General features: G+C 55.8%; 18 protein-coding genes and 2 pseudogenes. 13 read left to right on the top strand and 7 right to left on the bottom strand.

What is annotated here, in order from left to right; all coding sequences use genetic code 11:
* Window positions 1-23: 23 nt before the first annotated feature.
* Window positions 24-1,157, bottom strand: a complete 1,134-nt coding sequence (locus KFO72_RS05950) for a porin (RefSeq protein WP_224101197.1) — start codon at window positions 1,155-1,157, stop codon at window positions 24-26.
* 733 nt (window positions 1,158-1,890) lie between these two features.
* Window positions 1,891-2,874, bottom strand: a complete 984-nt coding sequence (locus KFO72_RS05945; protein WP_224101198.1) for a LysR family transcriptional regulator — start codon at window positions 2,872-2,874, stop codon at window positions 1,891-1,893.
* Window positions 2,875-3,204: 330 nt separating this feature from the next.
* Between KFO72_RS05945 and KFO72_RS05940 the strand changes: the two genes are divergently transcribed.
* The 9 genes and pseudogenes from KFO72_RS05940 to KFO72_RS05900 all read left to right on the top strand — a co-directional run bounded on the left by KFO72_RS05940 (window position 3,205) and on the right by KFO72_RS05900 (window position 12,272).
* Window positions 3,205-4,140, top strand: a complete 936-nt coding sequence (locus KFO72_RS05940) for a LysR family transcriptional regulator (protein WP_225031631.1) — start codon at window positions 3,205-3,207, stop codon at window positions 4,138-4,140.
* 534 nt (window positions 4,141-4,674) lie between these two features.
* On the top strand, window positions 4,675-5,829 hold the full coding sequence (locus KFO72_RS05935) for a porin (protein WP_224101200.1): 1,155 nt from the start codon (window positions 4,675-4,677) through the stop codon (window positions 5,827-5,829).
* Window positions 5,830-6,681: 852 nt separating this feature from the next.
* On the top strand, window positions 6,682-7,359 hold the full coding sequence (locus KFO72_RS05930) for a heavy metal response regulator transcription factor (protein WP_224101201.1): 678 nt from the start codon (window positions 6,682-6,684) through the stop codon (window positions 7,357-7,359).
* Window positions 7,359-8,780 carry a heavy metal sensor histidine kinase gene (locus tag KFO72_RS05925; RefSeq protein ID WP_225031629.1) on the top strand — a complete coding sequence of 474 codons (1,422 nt, stop codon included), beginning with the start codon at window positions 7,359-7,361 and terminating at the stop codon, window positions 8,778-8,780. The genes KFO72_RS05930 and KFO72_RS05925 overlap by 1 nt, the downstream gene beginning before the upstream one ends.
* Window positions 8,781-9,061: 281 nt before the next feature.
* Window positions 9,062-9,834: pseudogene (locus KFO72_RS05920) on the top strand (IS5 family transposase).
* A 390-nt stretch (window positions 9,835-10,224) separates the two neighbouring features.
* Entirely contained in the window at window positions 10,225-10,506 is a 282-nt protein-coding gene (locus KFO72_RS05915) for a DUF4148 domain-containing protein (protein WP_224101203.1), read from the top strand.
* 107 nt (window positions 10,507-10,613) lie between these two features.
* Window positions 10,614-10,895 (top strand): DUF4148 domain-containing protein, encoded by a 282-nt coding sequence (locus KFO72_RS05910; protein WP_224101204.1) that lies wholly within the window; start codon window positions 10,614-10,616, stop codon window positions 10,893-10,895.
* 407 nt (window positions 10,896-11,302) lie between these two features.
* A complete protein-coding gene (fliE, locus tag KFO72_RS05905) occupies window positions 11,303-11,641 on the top strand; it encodes a flagellar hook-basal body complex protein FliE (protein WP_054922810.1) in 339 nt (112 codons plus the stop codon).
* Between the two features lie 133 nt (window positions 11,642-11,774).
* Window positions 11,775-12,272 (top strand): flagellar basal body protein, encoded by a 498-nt coding sequence (locus KFO72_RS05900; protein ID WP_224101205.1) that lies wholly within the window; start codon window positions 11,775-11,777, stop codon window positions 12,270-12,272.
* A gap of 68 nt (window positions 12,273-12,340) precedes the next feature.
* Here KFO72_RS05900 and KFO72_RS05895 read toward each other — a convergent pair whose 3' ends face one another.
* The 4 genes from KFO72_RS05895 to KFO72_RS05880 all read right to left on the bottom strand — a co-directional run bounded on the left by KFO72_RS05895 (window position 12,341) and on the right by KFO72_RS05880 (window position 14,906).
* Window positions 12,341-12,694, bottom strand: a complete 354-nt coding sequence (locus KFO72_RS05895; RefSeq protein ID WP_224101230.1) for a response regulator — start codon at window positions 12,692-12,694, stop codon at window positions 12,341-12,343.
* A gap of 315 nt (window positions 12,695-13,009) precedes the next feature.
* Window positions 13,010-13,201 (bottom strand): DUF2817 domain-containing protein, encoded by a 192-nt coding sequence (locus KFO72_RS42425; protein ID WP_224101231.1) that lies wholly within the window; start codon window positions 13,199-13,201, stop codon window positions 13,010-13,012.
* Window positions 13,202-13,253: 52 nt separating this feature from the next.
* Window positions 13,254-14,486, bottom strand: coding sequence for a chromate efflux transporter (gene chrA / locus KFO72_RS05885; RefSeq protein WP_224101206.1), 1,233 nt, complete (start codon window positions 14,484-14,486; stop codon window positions 13,254-13,256).
* 93 nt (window positions 14,487-14,579) lie between these two features.
* Window positions 14,580-14,906 (bottom strand): c-type cytochrome, encoded by a 327-nt coding sequence (locus KFO72_RS05880; protein WP_225031628.1) that lies wholly within the window; start codon window positions 14,904-14,906, stop codon window positions 14,580-14,582.
* Window positions 14,907-15,758: 852 nt separating this feature from the next.
* Between KFO72_RS05880 and KFO72_RS05875 the strand changes: the two genes are divergently transcribed.
* The 4 genes and pseudogenes from KFO72_RS05875 to KFO72_RS05860 all read left to right on the top strand — a co-directional run.
* A complete protein-coding gene (locus KFO72_RS05875) occupies window positions 15,759-18,950 on the top strand; it encodes an efflux RND transporter permease subunit (RefSeq protein ID WP_224101208.1) in 3,192 nt (1,063 codons plus the stop codon).
* A gap of 14 nt (window positions 18,951-18,964) precedes the next feature.
* A complete protein-coding gene (locus KFO72_RS05870) occupies window positions 18,965-20,182 on the top strand; it encodes an efflux RND transporter periplasmic adaptor subunit (protein WP_054922798.1) in 1,218 nt (405 codons plus the stop codon).
* 48 nt (window positions 20,183-20,230) lie between these two features.
* Window positions 20,231-21,676: an efflux transporter outer membrane subunit gene (locus tag KFO72_RS05865; RefSeq protein ID WP_412101760.1), complete on the top strand. Its 1,446-nt coding sequence runs from the start codon at window positions 20,231-20,233 to the stop codon at window positions 21,674-21,676.
* 453 nt (window positions 21,677-22,129) lie between these two features.
* A pseudogene (locus tag KFO72_RS05860) lies at window positions 22,130-22,321 on the top strand (hypothetical protein); the annotation flags it as partial.
* A 43-nt stretch (window positions 22,322-22,364) separates the two neighbouring features.
* On the opposite strand, the gene KFO72_RS05855 reads toward KFO72_RS05860, so the two are convergent.
* Complete coding sequence (locus KFO72_RS05855) at window positions 22,365-23,030, bottom strand: response regulator transcription factor (RefSeq protein WP_082426871.1); 666 nt, start codon at window positions 23,028-23,030, stop codon at window positions 22,365-22,367.
* Between the last annotated feature and the right edge of the window lie 771 nt (window positions 23,031-23,801).

The following is a 23,801-nucleotide window of genomic DNA, read 5'->3' as shown; positions in this document are numbered from 1 at the left end:
GCAAGCTTCGCTAAGATTCTCGATTAAAAGCGCGTTCTTAAGCCAATGGTCGCTGCCACTTGGCTGTTCGTCGACGATGCAGAAAGTCCCGTAATGTCAGCTGTGATGCCGGAGTTGCCGGTTCCACCGACATGTTGATATACCCCTTCAAGGTAAACGTCTGTTCGCTTGGATAGCGAATAATCGGTACGCAAGCTAACCTGATTGTATTTCGGACTCACGCCTGCGAGGCGAGCATCAGTGAATGTGTAGGCACCAATGAGCGCCAATACCGGGGTCACGTTGTAACGGCCATTCACCTCATAGTTGGTGAACCGCGCATTACCACCGCTAAGTGCGACACCTTTACTCGTCCCGGAAGCATATGCCCCAATGCCCGTGGGAGCTGTCAGGTTTGTCTGCGTAATTACAAGACCTGCAACAGCAGGCCCAAACGCGTAGTTAAGACCGCCGCCGAACGTCCGTTGTACGCTCGCGGAGAACGTTGCGTCATCGCTAACTGCTCCCCCGGAGAACGTCGAACCTGCGTTATTGAGCTGCAGATAACCAGCTGCGGCGTTCAGCGGACCATAGTTGTACGACAGACCGACGCTGTAAGCACGGTTGGACGAAAAGCCACCTGCTTGATTGGAGAATCCGTAGAGTCCCCCGAATTTCAGACCTGCGTAATCCAGGCTCTGGTACTTGACCGAATTGCTCACCCGGAACGAATTATCAAGATTGTCGTTGTCGTAGGGATGCGCAAAATGAGTACCGCCGTACTGCGTTCCCGTCAAAGCCAACGGCCCGAGGTAGTCGACGACGGAGTCGTATTGGCGACCGAGGGTGACCGTACCATATTTGTTATCGGACAGCCCGACGAAGGCTTGTCGACCGAACATCCGGCCACCCTGACCCAGTTGGCCGTTCTGGATATTGAAACCGTTTTCCAAAGTGAAAATGGCTCTCAATCCACCGCCCAGATCCTCACCGCCCTTGACACCCCAACGCGAGCCGTTCACGTCGCCGCTGGTCGCCTGAACGTTTTTCTGGCCATGCTGGTTATTGGTATAAGTGATCCCTGCGTCGATCAATCCATATAAGGTGACGCTACTCTGTGCGTGCGCTGTCCCTATAATTGTGCAAGCGGCGCAAAGCGCAAACAGTGTCTTTTTCATCAAATCATTCTCCGAAAATTATCGGGTTCCATGTGGTCGCGGCCTGGTACTGGAGGAAGTGGGCACGCGCTGCCGGAGCGGTGTGCGTACTTCGACATCGTTTGCCGCCCTCGCCCCATTAAACTGCGATGCGACATGTCCCGCGAGGCCTCATTCCGTGCGAAACGAGGCGACGTGAATGCTAGCTATGTTTTTAGCTGCCTATCACCCGATTCGCAGAAATTCAGTTTTTCTGCACAGATCGAAGAACTAAGACGGCCACGAGGCAATATCAGCGTGTTGCTTCAGTCATTTCGTTAGCGCTTCCCTGGTGCCGGCACTCTCTTGCATCGCACGTTTTTACGCGTCGTGCACTGTAACGAGAATTCTCCCTATGTTGTCGCTATGGCGCTCTCGGCTGGGCGGAAACGAAGAAATCAAAGCGCGGTAAGGAGGCGGCTCGAACCACGGCCCACGCGGATGCATTACTTGCCTTTTCCGTGGACAACGTTCGTCACCGCCGTGGCTGACTACGCAGTTAAACCGCGTAAGACAATGTTGCCGTATATTACGGCTGGTTCCCTACCGCTGAACGCAATGGTGGTCTAGACTCACTCGTCGCGAGTCGCACGTTGCATCGGCTCGTAATGTCATGTGATGTTTCTGACCACCCCCGAGGCTCAACACCTAGGCTACGTAAATTGCATCCGTAAGATTTCCTTTTATCCTGTGGAGACCATATCAGGACGGGGCATCACAATGCACTCCACAGCAGTTTCCGCTGTCCAGCGTCTTGGGGCACCGAATACGAATACACGCCCTCTGCGACCTTCTCTCTCGTCACCTGCGTGGCCCGATAATGGTCCGCTGCAAAGTCAATGAATGTCCGCAGAGCGAGGGACATATGTGGCTGACCAGCATACAAGAGCCAGACGGTCCACTGATCTTCCAAAAGCTCGACCTCGTTCATTAGAGGGCGTAGGATCCCGCTAGAAAGCTCCTCGGCAACGACCGACTTCGGAAGCCTGGCGATGCCGAGATCGCTACATACCGCTCTTTTCAACACCATCGTGCTCTGGAGATTCATGACCGGCTTCACAGCAACACGCTGAGTTCCGTTCCCGTCCCGAAATTCCCAGTACCGACTTGGGGTATCAGAAGCTAGAAGTACGTCATGAAACTCGAAATCTTCGAGCGTTCGAGGTGCCGGGTGTTGTGCAAGATACCCTGGACTCGCAACGATCACGTCACACGTTCGTGCAATCGGTTTGCAGACTAACGATGAATCGTGGAGTCGTCTCGACGCATTGAAGCAAACGTCGAACGCCGTCGGGTCCACTTCAGACGGGTTCTCGAAGACGGAAAGTTCGAAGTCTATACGTGGCTGGAGGCTTCTGTATTTGGCGAGTAGATGTGGGAGGTCGGTCGATGCAAACGGCGCGGATGCAGAAATCCGAAGCGTGCCAGCGGGCAATCGGGAAACATCGGCAACACACTCGTCCATTGAATCCAGAAGCTTTATCAAATCGAGCGCGTATGAGAGGTACTGCTTTCCCGCTGGTGTCATCGAAACGTGTCTAGTCGTGCGGTTGACAAGACGAACACTGAGGTGAGTCTCAAGCAGCGCAACTCCTCGAGTGACTACCGAATTCGACACTCCAAGCTGTCTTGCTGCCTCTGCAAAGCTCAGACATTGAGCAACCGCCGCAAACATTCGAATTGAGGAAAGCTGGTTCATGAGAATGTGATATCGGTAACGGAAGCAAACGCGTCGGCAGCGACACAACACGAAGACTGCAGCTGAGAACTCGAAAGCGTACAGATTAGCGCTTGCACAACACAGTCAGTTCCATTACAAACTCGTTATCTTTAATCCATTGCCTTGTTCTATAACTAACGTCCCTCGTCCAGTGTCGTTGCATGTTCATCACCAACACGCCCCATCGCACTGCGAGTGCTTCCATAGAATCGATACATCGCCAACAGATAACGACTTTGTAATGAAATCGTTCGTGTCCCGTCACTTGCGCACCCTCATGCTAGCGGGACCCGCGAATCTCTGGCCGACATGAATCAACTCGAATCCATGCGCATTTTTTCCAAGGTTGCACAGTGTCTGAATTTCGGCGACGCTGCCCGGCAGCTTGGCATCTCGAATTCCGCGGTGACTCGCGGTCTTACCAATCTTGAGAGGCATCTCAACCTTCGGCTCATTAATAGAACCACGCGGCACGTGTCGCTAACGCCAGCGGGCCATAACTATCTCGAAGGCTGTGCCGATCTTCTTCAACAGCTCGAGCAGATGGAAAACAGGGTACGCGCAGAGTCGCGCTCGGCGGCGGGGCGACTAAAGCTGGCCGTCCCGGCGTTCTTCGCGTCAACGGCTCTACCGTCGCTAATATCAGATTTTCGGCTATCAAACCCTTTGGTCGGATTCGATTTGACTGTTTATGAGACGGCTTCTCAAATTGTGCCCGAGGACTTTGAGGTCTGCATCATGATCGAACGCAAGCTACGAGACTCCTCATTGATCTGCCGGTCGATCGGTCGAACGTGGGATGTAATCGTTGCTTCGCCATCCTATCTTGCACGTCGAGGAGTTCCCGATTCGCCTAGGCAGCTTTCGGAGCACGACATTCTTCTGGATGCTGAGTCGCTTATGCGCTATTGGACCTTCAAGGATTCTTCTGGCGACATCAGAGTCACTCTTGTCCCTTTTATTGCCGCTCAGAATGCAAGCGCGATCCTTCGCGCCTCATTAGACGGCTTGGGTATCGCGAGACTTCCGTCCATGTTTGTCCAGGATCATCTAAGAACCGGGAAGCTAACGACCGTTCTGGACGGATTCGAGCTCGAGGGCAGCGAACGAACCGTTTGGATGTTATATGCCAGTCAACGCTATGCAAGCCACATGGTACGCACGTTCATCGACTTCGCTGTCAGTAAGGAAGTCGGCGATGAGCCGTCTGGACGACAACGATCGCTGATTACTCAGACTCTTTGAACGTCCGTCTCGCCTTACACCTTTATCAAGTATGGGATCAGGCGATGACGTATGTGCTGCATCCAAAAGATCCCCGCGTTGCGACCGCGCATCCAACCCGCTGACGCGAGCATCGGCAGGACGCACCGATTCATGCAACGTTGATATCGGGGTCGTGCGAGGGATTCGTCAAAATCAACTAGGAACCAGAATACGAGCCGAGGTATCGCCGCGAGCGCTACTAGGATGTCCGATCTACGATATGCCCGGCCATTCCGCAATCAGCGCTGCAATCTCGCCACTATCGCTTGCGCAAGCCTTTCATCTCAACATGCAGACATGAGAACTCCGACTGCACCAAGATAAGGTATCGGCAAGCGCGTCGCCACTATCTCGAGCGCGGGCATGTCACGCAGACGCAACGTGCCTCCTGAAAAACAGTTTTTTATGCTTGCAACAATTTTTTGTCCCTTACAGTCCGTCGCCATGCACGCCGTCGTCTAGAACGGTTTAGTGAAAGTGCATGTTCATCAAGACCACTCAACGGACCCATAAATGAAAAAAAACCTTCTTCCCGGCGTAATTTTTAGCGCACTCGGGCTCGCCTTTCCGCTGTCCTCTTTTGCGCAGTCTACCGTAACGCTGTATGGACTGATCGATGAAGGGTTTGACTACACGAATAACGTAGGCGGCCATTCGAATCAGGAGTTGGCAAGCGGGTATGCACAGGGTAGCCGGTGGGGAGTTAAAGGAAGCGAAGACCTCGGCGGTGGTCTGAAGGCATTGTTCCAGCTCGAGAACGGCTTTGACGTGAACAGCGGCAAACTTGGACAGGGCGGCCGAATGTTCGGCCGTCAGGCTTATGTCGGCTTGGGTTCGGGCACATACGGTACCCTCACGTTGGGCCGACAGTACGATTCTGTTGTCGACTTCCTTGCACCGCTTACCGCCAACGGTAACTGGGCAGGCTATTTGCTTTCTCACCCGTATGACAATGACAACACTGATAACTCGTTTCGTCTGAACAATTCGGTGAAGTACACGAGCAACAACTATGGCGGCTTCACCTTCGGCGGCCTGTACGGCTTTAGCAATCAGGCTGGCGGATTTTCGAATAACCGGTCTTACAGCTTGGGGGCCCAGTACGTCACGGGGCCGTTCTCGGCGGCTGCAGCCTATATGCAGATTAACAACCCCGGTGCAACGCAAAGTGGCTCTCTCGCGACTGACGACACCAATTTCTTTGCTGGCCGTGAACGAGTCTGGGGGGCAGGGATTAACTACACCTTTCTCGAAGCAGCAACAGTTGGCTTCGTCTACTCGCATACCGATCTAAACAATGCGACCGGCTCGGTATACGTCGGCAACTTCGCGAACACGGCAAGTTCGCTCAAGTTCGACAACTTCGAGTTGAACTTCAAGTACCAGTTCACGAAGAACATGTTTGCAGGTGCGATGTATAACTACACCGTCGCGCACTTTGACAGCAACGCGGGTAATTCGACGCCGAAATGGCATCAGTTCGGCTTCATGGCTGATTATGCTCTTTCATCCCGCACGGACGTCTACGTTCAGGGAATGTACCAACACGCGTTCGGCAGTAGCGCCGTTGCGGCTCCGTTTGACCAGGCATACGTTACCGGCGCAGATGCCCCGTCCTCAAACGGCAATCAGTTCGTCAGTCGCGTCGCGATGCGGCACCTTTTCTAACACCTGATCGGCCGGTGGCACGCTTCGCACCTGGCACTGTGCTCGGTGCGAAGCGTTCCGCGGTGACTTCTAGCATTGATTTACCGTTATATCTTCATTCGTCTCTTTTCCGTGCTTCAGTTCCAACTGGTCCGTATGGAGCGACGTTCGGCTGAATCCACAGCTTCCCGCGATATCGCACTGCGGCTCGCGTTTCTATACTCGCCTAACTGACTAAGGAAACTATAAGCTCTGCCCCATAAGCTGGAGGCTTCAGACGGAGCGGCAAGCAGGCACACAATCGCGAGTTGTGCGGTAGTCGCGAGCAATCTTCGATCTCTGCTCAAGCGAGAAAAACAGAGTTTCTGGTCGAGTTCTTGCAGCGGGTCGACGCTTAGGCGGGCATTGTCTTGAACTCAACACGCGGCAATGGAGTTCCATGAGTAACGGCTCGTCACAACTATCGCAACAGCGTAGCGATACCTGCGCAACAGGCGCATATTGATAAACCAATCTCATAGATCATCAGTATTTTCCGCCCACGCAGACAGTTGCGTGATAGCGACTGTCCTTAAGCCCGGCTATAGCCGGGCTTTTTTTCTGTGCGGATCTCACGGTCACAAGACTCGATGCGCCTGATGTTCAGACGCACCCGTACCACGGCGGCGCACCTGTCAATGCTACATGCTGGAATGGAACGCTAACTGCCACGCTTTGGAAATAATCAGTCTTTGTCGAGCTTGCCAGAAGCCGCTCGCGACCGCGACGACATGATTTGCGACGGCCGAACTAAGATGACCAAATTGTAATTCAGTAGAGGCTCGATACGCGTAGAATCGGACTCGTGGATACTTGTTATTGCAGAGAATTCTAATGCGTATATTGGTTGTCGAAGATGAGCTAAAGGCCAGCGCGTACATCAAGAAAGGGCTTGAGGAGGCAGGCTATCTCGTCGACGTGGTCGGCGATGGAGCGGAAGGCCTTATTTTGGCAAAGGAAGATGACTACGACGTCATCGTACTCGACGTAATGCTCCCGTCAATGGATGGCTGGACCGTCATCCGCAGCCTACGAGTGTTTAAGTCGACGCCCGTTCTATTTCTGACTGCGCGCGACGACGTCGCAGACCGAGTCCGGGGCCTTGAATTGGGGGCCGACGATTACCTCGTCAAGCCCTTCGCGTTCGTCGAGCTTCTAGCTCGCGTCCGATCGCTCGCTAGGCGCGGCCCCCCGAGGGAGACTGATCTGATTTCCCTTGGTGACCTCGAAGTAGACGTCACCCGGCGCCGGGTACGACGTGGCGGGCGCCGCATCGACCTTACCCCACGAGAATTCGCACTTCTGCAATTGCTCGCCCGCAGGCAAGGCGAGGTCCTGAGTCGTACGCAAATCGCATCTTATGTTTGGGACATGAACTTTGACAGCGATACAAACGTGGTCGAAGTCGCCATCCGGCGGCTGCGTGCAAAGATCGACGACGGTTTTGAAGCGAAGCTTGTGCACACCGTACGCGGTGTTGGATATATGATCGATTCCGTCGAGCGGAACTGATGCGCCCGCGTTCGTTAACAGCCACCCTTGCGCTCGCCTTTGCGACTACGACGCTCGCTGTATTCGGCTTGGTCGGAAGCTTCGTTTATTATGCATTGGAGCGACAGGTGGGCGTGCAGGACGACATGGACATCGTCCTAGCGGCACGCCACACTCGCCGACTTGCCGACGAACTGCGAGATTTTGCCGAAATTCAACAATATCGCGAGCGTATCGAGAGTCAGGTTCTTGGCAATGTGGCGCTTTCTTTGAGGGTTCTTGATTCGGCGGGCAATCTGCTCGTGCAGCACAACGTCGACCACAATGTTTCCAGCCTCTCTCTTCCAGGCCATACCGTACCGGCAGACGCCCAAATTACCGAGAACGCCATAGTCTCGCTAAAGCAGCAGAAGCACCAGCCGTATCGAATGCTCGCCGTTGACGCGCGACTGAAAAACGGAACGATTGCAAAAATTGAAATCGTGCGGAATATGCGGGACCGCTGGCTCCTCCTTGATCATTATCGGGACAGGCTTCAGTGGGCAGGCGGTATAGGCATCCTTACGGCTTTTTTTGTGGCCTTCTACCTGGTTCAGCGAGTACTTACACCCGTGCGCGAGATGGCAAGGAGCGCGTCCGCAGTTACCTCCGACAAGCTACACATCAGAATTGCGGTTGATCGACTGCCGCGCGAACTTAACCCGCTTGTCGCGTCAATTAACGGGATGTTAGCGGGACTAGAAAGGAGCTTCCAGCATCTTTCCCAGTTCACCGCGGACCTTGCGCACGATATGCGCACACCTCTCGCCAACATGCGGGGGGCAACTGAAGTCGCGCTCGCACGTGCTCGTTCGGCCGAGGAATATCAGGCTCTGCTCGGTTCGAATCTTGAAGAATGCGACCGCCTGTCTCGCATGATCGAGAATGTGCTTTTCCTCGCCCGCGCTGAACATCCTCGATTTGCGCGTCACATGCGGGACTTTGATGCGATCGGGGAATTGCGACGTATCGCGGAGTATTTTGAGGGACTTGCCGACGACGCTGGCGTGCGCATCGTTATTGAAGGCAACGGATTTGTGACAGCAGACGCAGAACTGTTTCGACGTGCGGTAAGCAATTTGCTCGCGAATGCCGTGAGATATACGCCGCGACAAGGAACCATTGTGCTATCTGCCAATCCCGATGCCGATTGGATGCGTATTTGTGTCGAGAACGAAGGAGACCCCATCGCACCGCAAATGCTCGAACGCGTTTTTGACCGATTCTACCGGGGAGACCCGTCTCGCGGTGGGCCCGCTAGCGCTAGCGGCTCTTCCGGTCTGGGTCTAGCCATCGTCCGAACTATCATGGAACTTCACGACGGTCGGGTCTACGCGGAAAGCGACGCGCGCAGCACGCGCTTCGTACTCCTGTTTCCCGTTGTGACGCCTGCCGACAGCTGACGGCAAAAACCGACTCATCAGCCGCACGCATGTTTCGTTAAGGCGGCCTTACCCGATCTCGACCAGGACCGAATTAGCGCCGCACCTTGAGTTTCGTGTGGAATCCTCAACCGTGGCGGCAGATGAGACAACTGTACCGTAGAATCCGACTGGTGCGCTTGCTCTGTTTAATTCCCGTCGTCCACTCTCCTCCGTACCGCCCCGAAGGTTCCGGTGCATCCGAAAAACCGATCCGTTAGAGCGTGTTAGGTACTTTATGTTGGACCTGGTATCCTGGCGGTATGAAAAGAGCAAACCGCAAAGGCTACCCGAGTGATCTATCCGACGAAGAGTGGAGCTTTGCGGCACCCTATCTGACGCTGATGGACGTCGGCGCGCCACAGCGCAAATATGAGCTGCGCGACATGTTCAATGCGTTACGCTGGATTGCGCGGGCCGGCGCGCCCTGGCGGATGCTGCCCAATGACTTTCCGCCGTGGGAACTGGTGTACCAGCAGACCCAACGCTGGTTACAGGCGGGCTGCTTTGAGAACATGGTTTGCGACCTGCGCTCGGTAATACGCGTGGCGCAAGGGCGGCAAGGACAACCCACCGCCGTTATCCTGGATGGCCGTACGTTGCAGTCAACCTGCGAGAGCGGACCGCGCGCGGGCTACGACGGTTATAAGCGCAAACGCGGCAGCAAGGTCCACATCGCGGTGGATACCCTGGGGCAGTTGCTGGCGGTGCACGTGACACCGGCCAATGAACAGGAGCGCGCACAGGTGGCAGAGCTTGCGCGTCAGGTTCAGGAAATCACGGGTGAAGAAGCTGCACAGGCCGCGCGCGATGAAGGCGTTGAATTGCAGGTGATCAAGCTGCAGGAAGCAAAAAAAAGGGCTTTGTACTGCTTCCCCGGCGATGGGTGGTCGAGCGAAGCTTTGGCTGGCTCAACCGATTCCGCCGCCTCGCGCGAGACTATGAACGGCTACCCGAAACCCTTGCCGGCCTTCATTTCGTTGTCTTCGCGATGCTTATGCTCGTTCACGCGGTACCGGTACTCAGAAGTTCCTAACACGCTCTAGCACGATTACGCGAGCGACGGGCCGAGGACACGGACCGTTCGCGAGGCTACAATCGCTGCCTTTCTGTCGGCGACGGTCAAGAATTTTCTGGTCCGTCCCGAGACTTCATCGCCGTTAGATTCACACACACCGCTCCAGACTCCGCGCCATACCGGTGGCACCGGTGATCCATCTGAAAATTTTCTTTGCGCACTCGTCCGTCTGGACGCCTCTGCATGCTGCTCCTTTCTTGTAGTTATCAAAATTGTAATCAACGCGACAGATTGTCGACAGTCGGTGGCGCACAAAATAGCCCCCAACACCTGAGCAAATCGGTGCATCCAAGAAGATTCAATTGTGATCTCGATCATATGTTCGCCGCAACTGTGAGGATAGTGACCATGAAAAAGCAAATCTCCGCCCTTTTAATCGCGACACTGTTATCGCCGCTCGTCTGCTTCGCCCAGCCCCAAAGCGGGGAACCAACTCGGGCGCAAGTGCAATCCGAGCTTGCCAAGTTAGAGTCTGTCGGATATCGGCCGGTCGCCGAAGACTTCAGCTACCCGCAGTCAATTCAGGACGCAGAAGTCAAAGTTGCCGCGCTGGACCAACACAACTCGCCGCACTCGGCAGCCGTCTCCGCTACCCGGAATCCCGGTCAAAGCACCGCCAACGCCCAATAACAACGGAACGCTCGATTCCGGTGTCGCACCAACGAGACTTCACGCGTGCCGGTCAAATCCGAAACATCGTCACTAAAGGCCGCGAAAATTACGCGAAGGAAAGAACCATGAAGTACTCTGCCAAATTAATGTTAGCTGCATTTGCCGTCGGCTTCGCAGGTCATGCCTTTGCCCAAACCACCTATGTCACGCGGGAACAGGTGGAGCAGGAGCTGATTCAGGCAGAGGCTCAAGGACTGCTCCCATCTGCCCGCAACGACTACCCCCCAAGCGAAAGAACGATTGCACGCAACAAAAGGATCTACGCCGTTCGTCATAACTACGAACAGACAGGAACTTCGAATGTAACGGGCTTCGCCCTGCCTGAGAACGGCACATCGGCCGATTGATGGATCGGTTCGGACCATATAGCGGATGCCAGGCGCTATCAATCGAGCGTGCACCTGTACGATCGGCCTTAGGCGCACATCGTGTCCGAACCGAACCAAAGTTTTCGACATACGCTGAACGCCGACCACCTAACCAATCGACACACCGGCAGCACCAGCTTCTTTTGATCACATAAGGCTGTTTTCGTAGCATACCCGAACGACAAAGCGAGCAAGCATCGCCGGGACACAATCGGCAAAAATGACAAAGTTGTAATCAAATTGCTCGGATGGCTTCATGTTCGCTCGCCGAAAATGCTGGAAAACCCGCCACCTTCCTCTGATGCTTGACAGGTCCGGCGGCGCTCGGTGCACCGCGATATCTAGCGCTTCACCGACGCCGATTAATGCTTTGTGGAAAATTCTGTATGGTGCAGATCAATCCGTTTGTATCAGCCTTGCAGCAACTGCGAAACCTTGCGGCGGAAGCGGCCGGTCCAGCAACGTTAGCTCCCGTGCAACCGGATCCAGCAGCCAGCGGGTCTCTTGACTTCGCAACGCTCTTACAGCAATCGCTCGCCAAGATAAGTGCAAGCCAGGCGGCCTCACGCGGTGAAATGCAGGCGTTCCAGCTCGGAGCACCCAACGTCTCACTGAACGATGCAGTTATCGACGGTGCAAAAGCAGGTATAAAGTTTCAGGAATCGTTGCAGATCCGAAACAAGCTCGTGAGCGCCTACACTGACATCATGCAAACCCCGTTGTAAGGAAACTGCTTTTCGTGCCATGTCGTCCTTTCCCTGCTTCGCTCACCAGCTTAGGCGACAACGATAGGACAGCCCGCTCCTTTTCGTTCCACGCGTGTCGCGTAGCAGGTCTTCTCAGGCTCAGAGGCTCACCGTGTTAGACAAGATCGATGCCGCGTTCGAGTTCGACAAACAGGCGCTCGATGTCCGTGCGTACAGGCAGGAATTGCTGTCATCGAACCTCGCCAATTCCGACACTCCTCGCTACCAGGCTCGGGACGTCGACTTTTCTTTCGCGTTGGCCCATGCACTGCAGGAGAAGAGTCGGTTTGCTTCACCAAGCACGTCGAACCAAGCTGCATTGCCTGTTGTTTCAACTGCGACTATCGAGGCCAGCGGCGGTATGACGGTGACACAGCAGGGACATATTCAGGGCCACGTCAAGCTTGTAGCGACGGGCGGTTCGGCGGACGACTATGGCCCATTACTGTACAGAACACCGGTTCAACCCGCGCTCGACGGCAATACCGTAGATCTCGATATGGAGCGAGTCCAGTTCGCTGACAACTCACTGCATTTCGAATCGCTTATAACGGACGTTTCCGGGCAGATTAAGTCACTGCTAGCGGCAATTAGTTCAGGCGGATCATGACAGATCGCCCAGCGGCGGATTGTACGTGGGCAAAAGCACACACCGCTGCGCCGACGCAGATGGACTCGTTAGGCACCTAAGACGGTATCGAGTGCGGCGGACAACCGATCCCCTACGAGTGGTTTACTCAAGGTCGTTGCGTTTCCCAGCAAAAGCACCGTGTGGTGAACTTCATCCGGGTCTCGGCCCGTTACAAAGATCACAGGTAACATGCACGGAAGCGCCCTTAGACGGCGAACCATTTCGAGGCCACTCATGTTGGGCATTCGCACGTCAGAGATGACGCAACATGATCGCTTAGCCGCATCTGAGTTGAGAAACGCTTCTGCAGATGCAAAACTCCTCGCCGAATATCCAAGCGACCGAACAAGGCTCGCGGTCGCGATACGAATCGATTCGTCATCGTCGACGATTGATATCACTGGTTTCTTCGTCACTTGATGACCTGATCAGTTCGTTTCTGTTTGCTCTATGAATTCAATACAGCCTTCGAGTCATCGTATCCATGGTTGCGGAAAACCGAAACCAGACCTTCGTATAGGTTTTCGTGCATATGCACACTTAACGCGCATGCGGACTGCGAACCGGAAGCCGCTCTCGATTGTCCGCCCTGCACAACCAGAAGTCGCTACTGCGTCGTCCACAGCGATCGTGTCTGGTCGTCGAGGGATGCAGACCTGCCGCCTCCTTTTTGACAAGCGCCGCGTTCTTCTGCGTAGCATCATCGTTAATCCAAGTTACCGCCTCGTTGAGTTGCGCGCTGACTTCGGACCGAACCATGCCGCGTCAGTCGATAGCTCCTCACCATTAGGGCCTTTGAGTGCGTGAAGAACGCGATCGGTTAGAGCTCGCGCTTTGCTTGTAACTTCCATGAAGCGCTCGCGTGTCTGTGCATAATCACGGCTGAAACAATCGAGAGTCGTACCTATTCATTGAAGGGGCACAGCTCGAATCTTACGACATAGTATGAGCGTGCCGCCGCTATCGGCAAACCGACTCAAGCATACCAGCGCATGCACAACCGACGACAATGTAAATCGGTGCTAGCCTCCAGCGGATCATAAGCACAAAACCCACCGAAGCAATTGCAAAATCGGTTCCTGTGGCGACCGCGCTCGTCCAGATCGGCGAATAAAGCGCCGTCGCCAGAAGTGCCACGACGGACGCATTCACACCGGCAAGCATCGCGCCTATTGAGGGCCTCCTTCGCAATTGCTGCCAGAAAGGCAAGGCGGCGACAACGAGAAGTAGGCCCGGAAGGAAAATGGCGACAGTAGCCAGCAAGGCCCCGCCCAAATGCCCCTTAACGCCGCCCATAATCCACCCGAGATAGCCCGCGAATGAAAAGAGCGGACCAGGCATCATCTGCGCGGCACCATATCCCGCTAAAAATTCGTTTGCGGGCACCCACCCCGTCGCGACCGTCCGCTGCTGCAACAGTGGCAGCACAACATGACCGCCTCCGAAAACAAGCGCACCCGAGCGATAGAAGATAGTGAAGATCCGTGCAGCAAGAGCGTGCTGCCCAACGTTGAGTGTGGCTGCGCAGACAAAAAGAATGCCGAAAACCGTTAGCGCCAGCAAACCGACCGAGCGTGTACTTACAGTCACACGCAGTTCGAGGTTCCCGCGTACTACTTCCAGAACAGGGTCACGGCAAATGAGCAATCCGAGGATCGCGCCAATCGTAATCACTAGAAGTTGGGCATAAACGGTCGTCAGAACGCCGACGATAACCATCGCTACGAGCGCTATGGCGGCCCGGCGGTGATCTGAACATAGCGTTCGTGCCATGTCCCATACAGCCTGGCTAACGATGACCACAGCAACCAGCTTCAGGCCATGGGTAAGGCCTTGCCCCCACGGTCCCCCTAGGTCGGGCGCCAAGATAGCGAACGCAAGCATGAGCAGAACAGATGGAAACGTAAATCCCACCCATGCTGCCGCAGCCCCGAACCAGCCAGACCTGACCAGTCCGATAGAGAATCCAAGCTGGCTACTTGCAGGACCTGGAAGGAACTGGCAGAGCCCCAGGAGGTCGATAAACGTCACTTCGCTTAACCATCTGCGACGTTCAACAAACTCCCGACGAAAGTAGCCAATGTGTGCGACCGGCCCACCGAAACTGGTAAGGCCTAACTTCAGAAACGCCAGGAAGACCTCAGTGACGCTGCTTCGCTGTGGCAGCGTTAGAGACAAATTTTCAGGTTCCATGTAACCCCGTTCTGCAGAACGCACACCCGGCGGTGGTCGGTAAGACAACACTGCTGCCTGTGCTACGTAATCGCCCGCCGCGCCAAGCTCGCCCTATTTCGCCGCACCAGCGCCCGCCGAAAGCGCCGCATAGTCTTTGACGGAAATGCCTCGGCCCTTGTTCAGAAACGCCGTCATCTGCCAGATTTGTTTGTCGTCCCAAGTCTTTCCGAACGCCGGCATCGCTGTCATCTTCACTCCGTTCTTGATCACCCAGAACATGATGGGAGGATTGTTTCGGCGAGTCGCGCTGAGAAGCTTGGGTGCCAGTGGCAAGATTCCCTGTCCGACCGGGCTGAGCGTCTCACCGGGCGCTCCATGACATTGAGCACAGGTCGAACGATATAGTTCAGCCCCAGCTCTGATGTTCGAGTCGTCCATCAAGTCTGCCGGTACGACAGCCCCGACCGCGTGCCGGTGCAGTGACTGTTCGTACGTCGCATGCAACACCCAGGCAACGACCGGGTTGTGCCCCGATGCAGCGGAAACGTTATATACCCCGGAATAGATAACGCCTGATGCAACCACGACCGCACAGATTGCGGCGAGGCCTAACGGGGCAAAGTTCGTCCGTGCTCGGCTACCGGACGGTTCGCGTTCTCTCGACATTTAAATGAAGCTTTCCATTCTGAGGCTCGCCTCCTCCACGGGTGCAGCCGAGCCAAGGTTAGACGCAATCGAATCGTGTGCCGCGCGTCCTCCGGCAAGTGCGAAAAGCCTTTCGCGCGAGGCGGTAGCATTCTGGGTCGGGCAGGATTACCGCACCTTTGCCGGGAGATTACGAAACTGACATCTTTGGGACCGGCTGCGGGGAAGCCCACCGATGCATGAAGAACACCACGTTGCGGCTACGTCCCACGGCAGCCGCCATTATCGGGCAGTTACCGCCTAAATAATTGGGGGCTTCTTTGAATAGAATTGCCAGCTTTCAACAGAGCAGGCCGACCGGGTTTCGATTTTGACGGTGCAGGATTCAATCGGCTGGCGTCACCCGCCGGAGACGGCTGTGCTGTCTAGGGGTAACTGCCCGATAAAGACGACGGCAGCAGAACAAAGCCCTGCCCAGCAGGTTTCTCGCTTGTCCACCGACCCACCGGCTATATTGCCAAAGATGTCAAATTTGTAATCTCAAGGTCAGAATCAGGTAAATCCACTGCCCGGATACTCCCAACTTCCTCGCTAAATGCCCAAAGAGCGAACGCGAGGCATTGCGTTACACATCTAGGGAGCATCATGTGGATAGTTAACCTGGCGCTGCGACGACCTTATACCTTCATTGTTCTCGCCGTCCTGCTGTTCATCATCGGGCCTCTCGCTGTACTGCGCACGCCCACGGACATCTTTCCGAATATCGACATCCCCGTTGTCAGTATCGTTTGGACGTACAACGGCTTTTCAGCCGAGGATATGGCGCATCGGATAACGTCGAACTACGAGCGCGCGCTTACGTCGGACGTAGACGACATCGAGCACATCGAGTCTCAGTCATTGAATGGTGTCTCAGTAGTGAAAGTCTTCTTTCACGCAGGCGCAGACATCAACCGTGCGATAGCGGAAGCGTCGTCCAACTCCGCGTCGATCTTGCGCATTCTGCCGCCAGGTACGCTCCCGCCGAACATCATCACGTACAATGCGTCAACGGTTCCGGTTCTTCAATTGGGACTGTCGAGTTCGACGTTGCCCGAACAGTCACTCTACGACCTAGGCAACAGCTTTGTTCGCACACAACTTGCAACCGTGCAAGGTGCCGCGGTTCCGCTCCCATATGGCGGCAAGATTCGCCAGATCATGGTCCAGCTCGATCCGAAAGCGTTGCAGGCCAAAGGCCTTGCTCCAATCGACGTCGTCAATGCGGTTAATGCCCAGAACCTGATCCTGCCAGGCGGCACGGCCAAGATCGGATCTCGCGAATACAACGTCGAAATGAACGGTAGCACGCAGACCGTTGCAGCTCTGAACGATCTCCCTATCAAGACCGTAAACGGCGATGTCGTCTACGTTCGTGACGTCGCGCATGTGATTGACGGCTATGCTCCACAGACGAACATGGTGCGCGCCGATGGCAAGAGAGCCGCGTTGCTTACAGTCGAAAAGACTGGTAGCGCCTCGACTCTCACCATCATCCAGCAGGTCAAGAACATGCTGCCCAAAATCGCAGCAGGCCTTCCGAGCGCTCTCAAAATCACGCCTCTTTCCGACCAGTCGGTGTTCGTGAAGTCAGCGATCTCCGGCGTGGTTAGAGAAGCGCTGATTGCGGCATGCCTGACGGCAGCCATGATCCTGCTTTTCCTCGGTAGCTGGCGCGCCACGCTTATTATTGCTGTTTCAATTCCCCTTGCTGTCCTGACGTCGCTCATTGCACTGGCTGCACTTGGCCAGACGATCAACATCATGACGCTTGGTGGATTGGCGCTTGCGGTAGGTATTCTCGTTGACGACGCCACCGTCGCAATCGAGAACATCACGCACCATCTGGAGCGCGGCGAACCTCTGCACGACGCAATTCTTATCGGCTCCGGCGAAATCGCCGTCCCGACCTTCGTCTCGACGCTGTCCATCTGCATCGTCTTTGTTCCGATGTTCCTGCTCTCCGGCGTAGCACGATATCTTTTCGTGCCACTCGCAGAGGCGGTCGTCTTCGCAATGTGTGCGTCGTACTTCTTCTCGCGCACGCTAATCCCGACCCTCGCCATGTATCTGTTGCGGGCACGCGGCACCGACGCGCCGCCGGCGCGCGGCATCGCAGGGGCGCTGACACGGTTCCAGTCAGGTTTCGAAGCCCGATTTGAGCGCATGCGTGAGCGATATCACGGTCTGCTCAGCAGCGCTATTGCCAGCCGGCGTCGCTTTGTTGTCGTCTGGATTGCTGTGTGTCTCGCATCACTTGTTCTCGTGCCCTTCACGGGTCGCGACTTCTTTCCAAGCGTTGATACGGGAGAAATTCGACTGCATCTGCGCGCGCCAACCGGCACACGGATTGAGGAGACCGCTCGAATTACTGACGAGGTCGAAGCGAAGATTCGCTCAGTCATTCCGCGCAACGAACAGGCGGCTGTCCTCGATAACATCGGTGTACCGGTGAGCGGTATCAATCTGACCTACGACTCATCCGATCCTGTTGGTCCAGAAGATGCGGATGTGCTCATCACGCTGACCCCGGACCACAAGCCAACCGCACAGTACGTTGCACAACTGCGCAACGCCCTCTCCACCGCGTTTCCGAGCGTTACCTTCGCATTTCTGCCTGCCGACATCGTTAGCCAGATTCTAAACTTTGGGTTGCCAGCCCCGATTGACGTTCAGATTGTTGGTAACAAGCTCGAGGAGAACCGCGTTGTTGCGAATCGCCTGCTCAGCGAAATGCGGGGCGTGCGCGGCCTCGTGGATGCGCGAATCCAGCAACCAGGCGACGAGCCAACCATCAACCTTAACGTCGACCGGACCAAGGCGATGCAGGCAGGGCTGACGCAACGGGACGTCGCACAGAACCTGCTGATCGCACTGTCAGGAAGTTCTCAGACTACGCCCAACTTCTGGCTTGACCCGAAAAATGGCGTGAGCTACCCGCTGATGGCGCAAGTTCCGCAGTACGACATTCATTCTCTGCAAACGCTTGCGAACATTCCCGTCACGACGCCCTCCAGCGCAAACCCGCAGAACCAGCTTGGTACGTTGGGAACGGCATCGCGGAGCACGCAACAGGCTGTTGTTTCGCACTACAACGTGCAACCGGTTCTTGACATCTTCGCGTCTACACAAGGACGCGATCTTGGAGGGGTCGCAACCGACGTATCCAAACTTGTTGACGCTGCACGTGCTCAGCTACCGCCCGGGTCGTCGGTCGTGATGCGCGGCCAGGTCCAGTCGATGAGCGAATCATTTAGCGGCCTGGCGTTTGGTCTCGTCTTTGCAATCGCACTGGTCTATCTCCTGATGGTCGTCAATTTCCAGTCGTGGCTTGATCCACTCATCATCATCAGTGGTCTGCCGGCTTCCATGGCCGGAATTGCGTGGATGCTGTTCGTGACACAAACAACGCTGAGCGTGCCGGCGTTGACTGGAACTATTCTTTGCATCGGCATCGCAACAGCAAACAGCATTCTGGTCATCAACACGGCGCGGGAGTCACTCGCGAAAGGCATGCTTCCTCTGGCAGCCGCTCTCGATGCCGGATTTAATCGATTCCGGCCGGTTTTAATGACTGCGCTTGCAATGCTGATCGGTATGTTGCCGATGGCACTCGGACTTGGCGACGGTGGGGAACAAAACGCGCCATTGGGCCGTGCGGTTATCGGTGGCCTGGCCATTGGTACGTTATCGACACTTATCTTTGTGCCCGTCGTCTTTGGCATGGCCCACAGCTGGCTGGCAAAACGCCGCGAGTCGCGCGCTGACAGGCTCGACAACGCTGCCACGCATTCTTAAAAGGAAGCTTTTCAATGAACGAGAACCTTTCGCCAGACCTTGGTGGGACCCCAGAAGAGAGGCCGAGAAAACATGCGAATCAGCGCCGACGTGCGGTGGTCATTGGCCTTAGCTGCGTTGCCATCGCGCTGCTTGCCATCGGGATTATTCCGCGTATCGCGACACGCAGCGCACAGGCGGCGCAAGTCGACATGCAAAGCGAACTGACGGTGTCGGTCGTTGCTCCCACGCTGGCACCTTCGAGTCAGGAGCTGCTTCTCCCCGGATCGGTAACGCCGTGGGCCGATGCTTCCATCTATGCGCGAACCAGCGGATACGTCCAACACTGGTTCGCCGACATCGGTGCAAAGGTGAAGGCAGGCCAGACACTCGCACAGATTGATACGCCCGAGCTTGACGCCGAACTCAAACAGGCCCGCGCAGACGAAGCTACCGCCCAGGCCAACTACAACTTCTCGAAGACTACCGCTCAGCGGTGGAACGCGATGTTGCAGACACAGTCTGTCGCACAGCAGGACGCAGACTCGAAAACGAGCGATGCGGCCGCGAAACTGGCTACGCTGCAAGCGGCGCAGGCAAACGTCGCCCGCCTTCAGGAGCTGGTCGGATATCAGGCCGTAACCGCACCATTCAGTGGCATCATCACTGTTCGCAATGTACAGATCGGCGCTCTGGTAACGGCTGGCGGCACGCCCGGACTTGCAACGATGCCGGGCGAACTCTTCCATATCGTACAGACCGACCGACTTAGGGTGTACATCGACGTGCCCCAGGACGACTCCGCTGAGATATCTCCAGCAACTTCAGTCTGGCTTAGCACGCAGCAGTATCCGGGCCGCCGGTTCGCAGGCACTGTCGCACGTAGTTCAAATGCTATCGACCCGGTGAGCCGCACGATGCATGTCGAAGTCGACATCGACAATGCTGATGGTGCATTGAAGCCTGGTTCCTACGCTCAGGTGCATGTGGCCCTGAAGACCACTTCTCCTGCATTCCAGCTACCCGTCAGCGCACTGCTCTTTCGGCCCGACGGCGTAACAGTCGCCGTCGTCGATGCCCAGAACAAGGTGGAGCTTCGCAAAGTGACTATCGGACGCGATTTTGGCACCTACGTTGAAGTTGCGATTGGCGTCGCCGCAACGGACCGCGTAATCAATAACCCGGGGGACGCAATCGCGAACGGGGAAACTGTCCGGATCCAGTCGAAAGCAGCAGCCAACGGAAAGGCATAGGGCTCGATTATGTTCTCTTCGCGCTTTTATCCCCTCAGCAGGGTTGCCATGCTCTGCTCCATTACATGGCTCGCAGCGTGCTCCACGCTGCCTAAGTACAGTGTTCCTCAATCTGATGTTCCGGAACATTTTGCGACGACAAGTGCCACGCCTGGCTGGTCCAATGCGAAGCCAGGCGACAACGCGCCGCGTGGCCCATGGTGGGAAATCTTCCATGACGACACGCTCAATGGCCTTGAGTCTCGCGTGGACGTCTCAAACCAGACCGTGCGAGGTGCCATCGCGCAACTGGAAGCCGCGCGTTCGATGATTGACTATCAAAGAGCGGGCTATGCACCTACCATCACGGCTGGCATCGCCCAACAGCGATATCGCACATCGGAGAATGTGGTAGGGCGGTCCCTCGCAGGCAAGACGATTCCCGATTACTCAGTCGGTGCTTCCGCCTCGTGGGAGCCGGATCTCTTTGGCCGGGTCAAAGATTCCAGCGTGCAGGCAAAGGACAATGCACAAGCCAGCCAGGCAGACCTGGAATCGGTCAGACTCTCCGTTACGAGTCAGTTGGCCACTGACTATTTTGATCTCCGTTCATTCGATCGTCAGAAAAAGCTCCTCGACGATACGGTGACGGCCTACGCTGACGCGCTTCGGATTTTGGAGCAACAGCTTACGAACGGAGCCATTGACGCGTCGGCAGTTGCACAAGCGCAGACGCAGTTGGAAAGCGCGCGCACTGCAGATAGTGATATCGATGTGCAACGTGACCAGCTTCAGCATGCAATTGCCACGCTAATTGGAGTTCCTTCCTCGACGTTTTCTATCGCCCCGCGAGTGGATCCAGAAGAGATTCCGTCGATTCCGGCAAGCGTCCCATCGATTCTGCTTGAGCGTCGCCCAGACATCGCTGCAGCGGAGCGGCGGGTCGCCGCAGCAAATGCCCAGATTGGGTTGGCGCATGCTGCCTTCTACCCTGACCTGACATTGTCTGCATTTGCAGGTCTTGAAAGCACCTTTTTCGCACCTTGGTTGACCGCACCCAGCCTGTTTTGGTCGCTGGGATCGCAACTCGCAGGCACTCTATTTGACGGCGGGCGTCGCAACGCAACGCTGAGGGACGCAAATGCCCAATACGATTCAGCCGTGGCATCTTATCGCCAAACCGTTCTTACGGCATTCCAGCAGGTTGACGATAACCTCACCACGCTGGACACACTCGCCAGCGAATCGTTAAGCCAGCGAAGGGCAACGACGGCTGCCCAGCTTTCACTAAAGCTGACTACGAATCGATACCACGCCGGTGCCGTAAGCTATCTGGACGTCGTGACAGCCCAGACAATTGCGCTGCAAAATGAGCGCAACGAAGAACTAATCGCTGGCCGACGGCTTGACGCGAGCGTTCATCTACTGCAAGCCTTGGGAGGCGGATGGGACCGCGCCGAGTTAGCACCTGAGAACGGTCCCGCTACGACCACCGCATACCAGCCTCACCAGTGAATACCCCTGGCACATCAATGGTCGCGAAGTTTCCCTCGTCTGAACTTGGGGCGTATCTACTCGAGGCCCATCGGGACAACCGCCGGGCGGCCCAGACGCGTGCTCCGGGAGCGGCGGCTCGCCACACGGCATCACGCGCCGCGACGTAGTATGAAAGGCAGTCATGCTAGCGGCGTGCGCGCCGCGCCTATCAGCCGGGACGACAATTTGACCTGCGAAGTCAAACTGCATGAGCAGGTTTGTGCACCTTCGAACGATGATGGTAGTGGCAGTTCATGACTGAACTTTTCAGGATCCGTTTTCACGCAGTGGTCAGTGACTGCCTGTCGTTCCATGCACAGGCGAACGCCTTCGCTGGTGCGTCTGGGTGACGCAGACGCGTTGGTCTGTGATCTGGAAGACGAGTACCACAACCGCCTCCACTTCATCTTAATGCCGGCGCCTCGAAAATCACGTAACCTGCTGAAGACAATCCGCGGTGAGGGGGTGACTGTCAGTCCGTTCCTGCATGGACCGTCCGTGCGTATCCTGACTCTCGCGGCCATCGTTCGTCGAATTATGAACATGACGGCGGTCGCGTCGGCAAATGCTCTATTTACCGTTGCTGCGACCGTTACGAACCGTCCCGATCCGCTCGCAAGCTAGCGTTCTTCAATCCATGGCGTGCGGCGCACGACGGCAAAGTCCGTCAAACCGCGACCGTCCTGAGTCGGTATCCGACCCCACGGACCGTCACAATCTCTTCGGCGCCGAGCTTGCATCTCAGATTATGTATATAGACTGCGATCGCATTACTTCCAATCTCATCGCCCCATCCATATAGCGTATCTTCCAGTTCTGCACGACGGAACACTCGTTCAGGCTGTCCGATCAATGCTTGCAGTAACGCATACTCTCTCGGTACCAGATTGACCGGCACGCCCGCTTTTGTCACTGCGTGTGCGACCGTATCAAGGACCAAGTGACCATGAGCGAAGATCGATCTGTTGTGGACGGTTCTCCGCCTCATTACTGCGCGCACGCGTGCCGCGAGCTCATTGATATCGCACGGCTTGATTAAATAGTCATCTGCGCCGGCGTCGAGAGCGCAAACGATATCGTCCACCGAATCCCGTGCGGTAAGAATAATTACTGAGGCTTCACCTCCGCACTTCCGATATCGACCAAGAAGTTCGAATCCACCGCGTTTTGGAACGTCGAGTTCCAGAAGAACGAGATCGTAGACGCCATTGCTAAGCGACAGTTCAGCGGCACGTCCGTCCTGTGCCCAATCAACGGTGTATCTGCGGCAACGCAATTGTTCAACAAGCATTGCAGCAGTGTTTTTATTTTCTTCGACCAAAAGAAGCCGCATTTGTGCCTCATGAATTCCAGCAGCGTCGGCCGCACGGTGCGATCAGTTTCGGGTGACTCAAAACTGACACTGGGTAAAAACGCAACTTCGCGCTGCTGATCCAGCATTGCGAGCTGCTACCACTTCCGGGAAGGTGTGTGCCGCATACTCCTGTCAGGGCAGGCAAGCGTCGTAGGGCAATCGCAGATCGCCTAGGAACAGCCACCAGTCGGCTCTTATCGGGATGTCACCGAGGACAGCGACTGCTCGGACATTGAGAGCCGTGCCCCGTTTGGAGCTTTCGATAGATCTGGATAGCTTGATTCTCTCATCTTGCATGTGGGCAAACTGCACGGACAACCGTTTTTCTGGGTTGTGCAAAAGAGATTTTCAGCCGCTTCGGATGCGGTCACGTCGAGCATCACGCGACTTTGGCATTGCACGCACCACGTCGAAGGCCAATTTTTAATATATCTAATCAAACCGTACGACATCTTGCTGCCAGGAATCCATGCAGAAAACATACGCAAATTCCGCAATTGAGGCCGTTATCCGAGATGCCAATTTCAGCGTAACGTACCCCAACAATCGCGGCAACAAAGCCAGCCCGGAGACCATAGCGTGCAGTCTCCCTGACATGTGACCCAAAGCTACGGTAGCAGCGTTGCAACACCGGGACTGGTTCTGCGGGGCGCAATGCCGTGTGATGTGCCCGCGACAGCAAGAAAGACGCGTCAGACTGCATCTCAACAGTGAGAACCACAACTCCGCCAGACAACGTCGACTTTCCAG

The organism is Paraburkholderia sp. XV (genome assembly GCF_020177535.1).
Taxonomy (GTDB): Bacteria; Pseudomonadota; Gammaproteobacteria; order Burkholderiales; family Burkholderiaceae; genus Paraburkholderia; species Paraburkholderia caribensis.
This window is presented reverse-complemented; position numbering and strand designations above follow the sequence as displayed.

Bases quoted from the DNA above. Each gene is read 5' to 3' on its own strand.
- KFO72_RS05855 (WP_082426871.1), bottom strand. From the start codon at position 23,030: ATGCGGCTTCTTTTGGTCGAAGAAAATAAAAACACTGCTGCAATGCTT.
- KFO72_RS05945 (WP_224101198.1), bottom strand. From the start codon at position 2,874: ATGAACCAGCTTTCCTCAATTCGAATGTTTGCGGCGGTTGCTCAATGT.
- KFO72_RS05935 (WP_224101200.1), top strand. From the start codon at position 4,675: ATGAAAAAAAACCTTCTTCCCGGCGTAATTTTTAGCGCACTCGGGCTC.
- KFO72_RS05915 (WP_224101203.1), top strand. From the start codon at position 10,225: ATGAAAAAGCAAATCTCCGCCCTTTTAATCGCGACACTGTTATCGCCG.
- fliE (WP_054922810.1), top strand. From the start codon at position 11,303: ATGGTGCAGATCAATCCGTTTGTATCAGCCTTGCAGCAACTGCGAAAC.
- KFO72_RS05910 (WP_224101204.1), top strand. From the start codon at position 10,614: ATGAAGTACTCTGCCAAATTAATGTTAGCTGCATTTGCCGTCGGCTTC.
- KFO72_RS05940 (WP_225031631.1), top strand. From the start codon at position 3,205: ATGAATCAACTCGAATCCATGCGCATTTTTTCCAAGGTTGCACAGTGT.
- KFO72_RS05930 (WP_224101201.1), top strand. From the start codon at position 6,682: ATGCGTATATTGGTTGTCGAAGATGAGCTAAAGGCCAGCGCGTACATC.
- KFO72_RS05950 (WP_224101197.1), bottom strand. From the start codon at position 1,157: ATGAAAAAGACACTGTTTGCGCTTTGCGCCGCTTGCACAATTATAGGG.
- KFO72_RS05880 (WP_225031628.1), bottom strand. From the start codon at position 14,906: ATGGACGACTCGAACATCAGAGCTGGGGCTGAACTATATCGTTCGACC.
- chrA (WP_224101206.1), bottom strand. From the start codon at position 14,486: ATGGAACCTGAAAATTTGTCTCTAACGCTGCCACAGCGAAGCAGCGTC.
- KFO72_RS05865 (WP_412101760.1), top strand. From the start codon at position 20,231: ATGCTCTGCTCCATTACATGGCTCGCAGCGTGCTCCACGCTGCCTAAG.
- KFO72_RS05925 (WP_225031629.1), top strand. From the start codon at position 7,359: ATGCGCCCGCGTTCGTTAACAGCCACCCTTGCGCTCGCCTTTGCGACT.
- KFO72_RS05875 (WP_224101208.1), top strand. From the start codon at position 15,759: ATGTGGATAGTTAACCTGGCGCTGCGACGACCTTATACCTTCATTGTT.
- KFO72_RS05870 (WP_054922798.1), top strand. From the start codon at position 18,965: ATGAACGAGAACCTTTCGCCAGACCTTGGTGGGACCCCAGAAGAGAGG.